The sequence below is a fragment of the bacterium genome (genome assembly GCA_008933615.1).
Taxonomy (GTDB): Bacteria; CLD3; CLD3; order SB21; family SB21; genus SB21.
This window is the reverse complement of record WBUR01000072.1, coordinates 1-4863: the sequence shown is the minus strand read 5'-3', so window position 1 is coordinate 4863 and position 4863 is coordinate 1. Positions and strand designations below refer to the sequence as shown.

Annotated in this window: 4 protein-coding genes; all 4 read left to right on the top strand. The window is 40.8% G+C overall.

Annotation, left to right across the window (positions count from 1 at the left end; all coding sequences use genetic code 11):
• Positions 1-817: 817 nt before the first annotated feature.
• Positions 818-1528, top strand: a complete 711-nt coding sequence (locus F9K33_16245; protein KAB2877536.1) for a hypothetical protein — start codon at positions 818-820, stop codon at positions 1526-1528.
• A gap of 210 nt (positions 1529-1738) precedes the next feature.
• Complete coding sequence (locus F9K33_16240) at positions 1739-2410, top strand: hypothetical protein (GenBank protein KAB2877535.1); 672 nt, start codon at positions 1739-1741, stop codon at positions 2408-2410.
• 198 nt (positions 2411-2608) lie between these two features.
• Entirely contained in the window at positions 2609-3271 is a 663-nt protein-coding gene (locus F9K33_16235) for a hypothetical protein (GenBank protein ID KAB2877534.1), read from the top strand.
• Positions 3272-3503: 232 nt separating this feature from the next.
• Positions 3504-4592, top strand: a complete 1089-nt coding sequence (locus tag F9K33_16230) for a hypothetical protein (protein KAB2877533.1) — start codon at positions 3504-3506, stop codon at positions 4590-4592.
• Positions 4593-4863 lie beyond the last annotated feature (271 nt).

Here is a 4863-nt window from a genome sequence, read left to right as displayed (position 1 = left end):
ACGGCGGATAACATGCGGCTTCCCCGTTCGCTTCGCGAGTGCTTTTTGGAGTCCCCACAGGCTACACTTTTGTGGCACTCGCTCGCCGATAGCTCGCTCACGTTTTGATATGTTCTTAATTAACGTTCTATACTATCGTTCGCGAGCTACCGCGTGTAGCCGCTGAGCGTTAGCCGACATGGCAGAATATACGAGGCTTGGCCTTGTCGCTGTTTGAAAATCTGTTCTTTGATTATGATGACGTTTTATTTCATGTACGATGAATCACTTTCGGCATGGAATACCTTGATCCATTGATTCAGTGGTAGTTTACCGCCTCAGTGTTTCGAGAAAATGGCCACGTCGGCTAACATGCGGCTTCCACGTTCACTCATGACGCGCTTTTTGGAGTTCCCCACAGGCTACACTATTGTATGCGCGTCATTCGCCGATAGCTCGCGCACCGTTCGATTTGCTTCGCTCTGCGTCCCGGATCGGATTTTATTAAGGTTTCAGTTTGCACTCGGCCCGGTATAGTTTTTTCCTTTGTAAGTTAATATCAAATGTTCTAACTTTTAGTAGTTGAGTGATCGTGTTAGGGGCGTTTCTCGTAGTCGTTCTTATCCATAGTGTATATGATGAACGAATTTGAAATATGCAGCTTTATTGTCTCGCCGAGTGCCGGTGATTTTATTCACACGTGTAACGGGACGCAGAGCTATGAAGATATTTGGTAGTTTACGTTTTTAATTAACGTTTTTATTTGTGTGCGCGAGCTACCGCGTGTAGCCGCCGAGCGTTATCCGACATCATGCGTTTTACTAAAATGGAGTCTGTTATGAAATATTGCACTTTATTTTTTCTTTTGGTTTTTGTGACGAGTTGCGCGGCGCCCCCTCGAAACATTACATATTCTGACGAGTATGATAAACGTCCGACACTTCAGTCATCATTATTCAAATCTGATCAATCCGTTCTTGATGATTCGACAATTGCTCGAATCTTGAGTAGCAAAGTTGTTTTGCCGATGCATGCAAAAATAGCTTTGATGAAGTTCCCTGACCGTTACGAATCTAACTACTATAGTTACTATTGGCGTTCCGAAGATCACATGAAATTGCAACAGTCGTATGCCGATACTATTTCATCCATACTATTGCGCTCTGGACGGATTGACGAAGTATCAACTCTGCCCGATTTGATGGTCCCCAAAGACGCTAACATCTCTGTTTTGCGCGAAGCCGCTGTTCGTTTGCAAGCTGATTTGTTGTTGGTTTATCGTATTTCTACCGATGTTTATCAAGAATATGCTATTTGGGGAAAAGACAAAGTTAAGGCTTTTGGGAATTGTGAAGCGGTATTTATTGATGTTAGAACAGGAATCATCCCTTTCACAACTGTAGTCACTGAAGATTTCTTAGCGATCCAGGAAAAGAGTGACCTAAATTTAGGTATGACAGTGCGCCGCGCAAAAAGTGAAGCAACCATTAAAGCTTTGACAACAACAAGTCAACAGATAACAGACTTTTTGAATAAGATATCTAAATAAGGACGCATGACGTCGGATAACATGCGGCTTACACGTGCCGCTTCGCGCCGCCTTTTGATTTGACGATAGAGAGATTGTGGGCGTCGCTCGCCAGTAGCTCGCTCACGGTTTGAGTATGTTCTTAATTAACTATAATTTTCCTCGCGTGCGAGCTACTGCGTGTAGCCGCCGAGCGTTATCTGACATCGGGCCTCACAAAAGGGATAAAATATGACAGCTAATTTGTTTGATCGCAAATTCATGAAATCAATTGGAGTTAAACCTTTTAATGTAGATCGGTACTTAAAAGCCCGCTTAGCACAATATTTTCTACTGGACTCTCAAGACTTTTTTCATCGGATACAAATATTGAATAAAAGCCCTCGTTTTTCTCCTAATACTTTCACTCCAAAAACACTCGTAGACACAATTATGTGTGTCGAGTGTGCTTTAAAAAGTATCATAATAAGCTTGTCACGTTCAAATGAAAAACCAGAGAATGCGTATTTAGCTGCAAGAAGATGCGGTCATATTATTGACAGGTTGCTGACAGAAGCCTCAAGAAGATCATTTCATAGAGTAAGCTTTTTGAGTAAAAGGGAAATCCAGATATTGTTGCAATTAAAAAATATTGGCGTGGAAGGCAGATATGCCTACGAAATTGCTAACAAAATGCAACAGGAAGATCCTCTGTTGAGATTTCTTCGAGAGGGCGCAGTTACTAAACTCCTTAATTCCGAATTCCTTTCATCCTCATTATCAGTAACTAAACGTTTAGTCGGAATTGCAGGCAAATCATTTGATAAATACTGGAAGGGTAGTACCAGTTTTAAATTAAAACACTTAGACAAAATTGACAATCGTCTCAACATTTTCAGAGATAATGTTTCCACAAATCGATAACGGCCCGACGTCAGATAACATGCGGCTTACACGTGTCGCTTCGCGACGCCTTTTGATTTAACGATAGAGAAATTGTGGGCGTCGCTCGCCAGTAGCTCGCTCACGGTTTGAGTATGTTCTTAATTAGCTTTAATTTTCTCGCGTGCGAGCTACTGCGTGTAGCCGCGCCGCGTTATCCGCGATTTCCGAGAAAACATTATGATGAAACGTATCACCTTTCTTATGATTTTCCTCACATTTCAGTGTTATTCACAGAATAGCGCCGTACCAGGACTGTATGGTGAATGTGAAGACGGTTATTACGCATGCACGCAACTTCTTCTCAAGCCTGATGGGCACTTTGAGTACTACATTTTTTATGACGTTGGAGGCGGAAGTGTTTTGCAAGGAACTTGGAAGATTAGCTCTGATACGATTATTCTTAATAGCTTTGCGAAGCCGAAACAAACAAAGTCATTCGTGATTGAATCCTCCCAGATGCTTAGTGATAGCATATTTATACAAGTTTATGATTTCGATAGTTTGAGCTTGGGTTACGCAAAAGTAACTATCAACTCTAAACAAGTAATTCAAAGTGACAGCAACGGCTTCGCAAAGCTTCCTTCCCAACTAATTAGAAGTGCGCAAGCAAATTTCCTTTCCGATTCTGTCTTGGCAACCTTTGATGACCCCTTTATAAGAAAGATTACGCTATTCGTTCCACTGCGATCTGGGTCAATTCCACAGTATATTATTAACGAAAGGTGGCTAATTCGGCGTAATTCAATTGTTCCATTTGACACTCGCACATTAAGATTCGAAACGAAATATTCCTTACAACGAACGAATATTAAGAATAAGAAATTCGGAAACCGCGGATAACATGCGGCTTACACGTCCGCTTCCGCGCCAGCGGAAGCATTTGAAGATAGAGATTTTAGTTTACACGAACGCTGGCGCGTTCGCACATGGCGCTCTTTGAGATATAAGTTTTGGTGGTAAAGTTAGTTTATCTACCACCTATTCGGTGGCACGCTTCGCGCCATGTCGTGTAGCCGCCGAGCGTTATCTGCGATCTGGCCTCGTTTCAGAAGCATTAAAGTGAGAAAGAGACATGAACAAATTGAGACAATCCTATTTAGCCCTCCTAAATGGTGAAAAGCCGAATTTAGTTTTCTATTTTTTTCCAATCGTATCATTAATAATCTTAATTGCTTTTCCTCTCATTCTTACAAGAAATACATGGTGGGAAGCATTTGATTATACAAAAACTGGAGAAATTGGAGACACAATTGGCGGCATTACGGGGCCAATAATTGCGTTACTTGCTGCATTAATAACTTTCTTGGCATTTTGGGTACAATTGCAAGCGAATAAGGCTCAAACAAAGCAATTTGATATTCAAGATGTTGCAAATAAACTGGATAGCTTCGAAAGAAGATTTTTTGAATTAATTAAAATGCATAGAGATAATGTTGCAGAATTTGACATCGAAAATGCTGTAAAAGGAAGAAAGGTTTTTGTGCCAATGGTATCTGAATTGAAATTCTGTTATCATGTATTAAAGGGTGTGTATAATGCGCAAAAGGATTTATTAATCAACGCTGAACCATTTACAGAACGTGATTTCATGAACATCTCCTACATAACTTTTTTCGCTGGTGTTGGTGAGAACTCAGAAAAGTTAACACTAAACGCACTAGACATATATGGAGAACCGTTTTTACGCCATTATTTTGGAGTGCTGACAAAGCATCAAGAAACCTACGAACGAAACGGCAGAATCAGCGTAGAAATTGAGAATGGTACGTACGATTTGATAATGAAATATAAACCATTTTGTGGGCATATCAACAAATTAGGCCATTATTTTCGACATTTATTTCAAATTGTAAAATATGTAGATGAACAAGACGATTCGATTGTTACGAAAAAATATGACTATCTCAAAACTTTGCGTGCTCAACTGTCTACTCATGAACAACTATTGATGTATTATAACGCTATGTCATCAATGGGCGAGCCGTGGATCGAAAAAAAATACTTAAGTGAATTTAGAATGATAAAAAATATTCCATTACCATATGCAGATATTGGTATTCCCCCAAAAGAGTTTTTGGGAATGTTCAATTCATTGGGTGAATTGATATTTGAGTGGGATGAAATCAAGGAAAGAACTAAGAAACGGCCAGACCGCAGATAACATGCGGCTTACACGTGCCGCTTCGCGAGCGCTTTTTGATGTCCCCACAGGCTACATTATTGTATGCGCTCGCTTCGCCAGTAGCTCGCTCACGTGTTGAGTATGTTCTTAATTAACTATAAATTTCTCGCGTGCGAGCTACCGCGTGTAGCCGCCGAGCGTTATCTGACATGGCCAGAATATACGAGGCTTGGCCTTATTGCTGCTTGAGAGTTATGTTCTTTGATTATACTTACGTTTTATTTCGTGTTGTACGATGAATCACGACCGG